The 2,696-nt window shown below is 70.7% G+C and carries 1 protein-coding gene; it reads right to left on the bottom strand.

Annotation, left to right across the window (positions count from 1 at the left end; all coding sequences use genetic code 11):
- On the bottom strand, nucleotides 1-2,669 hold a 2,669-nt coding region (locus AB0395_RS48040; protein ID WP_366295039.1), incomplete at its 3' end, for a condensation domain-containing protein.
- Nucleotides 2,670-2,696 lie beyond the last annotated feature (27 nt).

The following is a 2,696-nucleotide window of genomic DNA, read 5'->3' as shown; positions in this document are numbered from 1 at the left end:
CCATCAGGATCGGCCACCATGCCCTCAAGCACCCGCCGGAACCTGACCCCCACCTCCTCAACCGTCCGCCGATCAAACAGATCAGAACTGAACTCCACGAACGCCTCGATCCCCTCGGGAACCCCTCCCTCACCAACCCGCTCCTCAAGGTTGAACAGCAGATCGAACCTCGCGGTCATGGTGCCCGTCGGCTCAGACGTCACGACGAGGCCGTTCAGGTTCAGCGGGGCCGCCGGGGTGTTCTGCAGCACCAGCATCACCTGGAACAGCGGGTGCCTGGCCGAGGAGCGCGAGGCCTTGGCCAGCTCGACGAGCCGTTCGAAGGGCAGGTCCTGGTGCTCGTAGGCGGCCAGATCGGTGGCCCGCACCCGGGCGACCAGCTCCCGGAAGGTCGGACGGCCCGAGGTGTCGGTGCGCAGCACGAGCGTGTTGACGAACAGGCCGACGAGGTCGTCCAGGGCGTCGTCGGTGCGCCCGGCGATCGGCGTGCCGATCGGGATGTCGGTGCCCGCCCCCAACCGGGTCAGCAACGCGGCCAGACCGGCCTGCAGCACCATGAACAGGCTGGCGTGGCTCTGGCGGGCGAAGGCGAGGAGCCGCTCGTGCAGGTCCTGCTCGATCTTGAAGGAGACCTGGTCGCCCCGGTAGGTCGCGACCGGGGGCCGGGGCCGATCGGCGGGCAGTTCGAGCTGGTCGGGAATGCCGTCCAGGGCCGCCGACCAGTAGGCGAGCTGCTTGGCCGCCAGACTCCCCGCGTCCTGTTCGTCCCCCAGCAGGTCATGCTGCCAGAGGGCGTAGTCGGCGTACTGCACCGGCAACGGCGACCAGGAAGGCACCTCACCCGCACACCGGGCGGCATAGGCCTGCGACAGGTCACGGGCGAACGGCCCCATCGACCAGCCGTCGGCGGCGATGTGGTGCATCACGATCACCAGCACGTGTTCCACCGGACCGAGCCGGAAGACCCAGCCTTTGATCGGCAGGTCGGTGGCCAGGTCGAAGGCGTGGTTGACGGCCCGCTCGACCAGGGTGGCCACCTCGTCACGCCCGCACTCGACCAGCTCGACGACCGGCTCCGCGTCGACGAGGCACTGGCGGGGAACCCCTTCCATCGCGGGGAAGGTCGTCCGCAGGCTCTCGTGCCTGGCCATGACGTCGCCGATCGCGGCCTTCAGCGCCTCGTGGTCCAGCTCCCCGGTCAGGCGTACGGCCATCGGGATGTTGTAGGTGGCGCTGGGCCCCTCCCACTCGTGCAGGAACCACAGCCGCCGCTGCGCGAACGACAACGGAACCGGCTCAGGCCGGTCGAGCGGGGTCAGCGCGGGCCGGGTGGTGCGGACGCCTTCGCGGCGCGCGATGCCGGCCACGGTCGGCGACTGGAAAAGCTCCCGCACGCTGAGCTCGACGCCCAGCGTCGAACGGATCCGCGAGATCAGCCGGGTCGCGGACAGGGAGTGGCCGCCCAGGTCGAAGAAGCCGTCGTCGATCCCCACCCGCGCCACACCCAGCACCTCGGCGAACAACCCGCACAGGATCTCCTCCCGCGGAGTACGCGGCCCCCGGCCGCCTGTCTCTCCCTCGAAGGACGGCGCGGGAAGCGCCCGCCGATCCAGCTTGCCGTTCGGCGTCAACGGCAACGCCTCCAGCGACACGAACACCGACGGCACCATGTACTCCGGCAACACCGCGGCCACCGCGGCCCGCACCGCCTCTGTCTCCGCCTCACCGACCAGATACCCCACGAGGCGAAGACCGCCCGACGCGTCGAGGTGGAAGCCGACGGCGGCGTTCCGCACGCCGGGGACGGCTCGCAACGCGGCCTCGATCTCGCCCGGTTCGATGCGGAGCCCGCGCACCTTCACCTGACCGTCGAGTCGGCCGAGGAACTCCAACTGCCCGTCCGGCAGCCGGCGGACCTGGTCGCCGGTGCGGTACATCCGCGAGCCCGCGGGGCCGAACGGGTTGGCGACGAACCGTTCCGCCGTCAGGGCGGCGCGGCCCATGTACCCTCTGGCCAGGCCGAGTCCGGCGACGTACAGCTCACCCGGCACCCGGGTGGGGACGGGCGTGAGCGACTCGTCCAGCACGTACAGCCCGGTACCGCGGACCGCCCTGCCGATGGGCGCCCTGACCTGGCCGGTCGCCATCCTTGCCGTGATGCTCGCGTGGGCGACGTCGTCGGAGGTCTCCGTCGCGCCGAAGGAGTTGACCAGGGGGATGCCGGGGAACCTGGCGAACCAGCGTGCGCACAGGTCGGCGGGCAGCGCCTCCCCCGTGACCACCAGCCTGCGCAGCGACGGCAGGGCGGGCGGGACGGTGCTCTCCCACGCGTCGAGGGCCGCGCGCAGCAGGGAGGGCACGACCTGCAGAATGGTCACGCGCTGCTCGGCAACCGTCTCGAACAGCCGCTCGGGGTCGCCCGCGATGTCGTCGCCGACGATCGTCAGCCCCGCTCCGGCGAGCAGAGGTGTCAGCGCCTGCCACATGGAGATCACGAAGGCGACCGGGGCGGTGAACGCCACAAGGTCGGACGCGGTCAGCTCAAGGTCGGCCGCCTTGGCGAGCAGGTGATTGCTTACCCCTCGGTGATCGGCCAGGACGCCCTTGGGCTGTCCCGTCGAACCGGAGGTGTAGATCAGATACGCCGGATTACCCACCGAGACCGGCACATCGAGATCACCATCCGGGCCGGACGA

Source organism: Streptosporangium sp. NPDC051023 (assembly GCF_040689595.1).
In the GTDB taxonomy this organism is placed as follows: Bacteria; Actinomycetota; Actinomycetes; order Streptosporangiales; family Streptosporangiaceae; genus Streptosporangium.
This window is presented reverse-complemented; position numbering and strand designations above follow the sequence as displayed.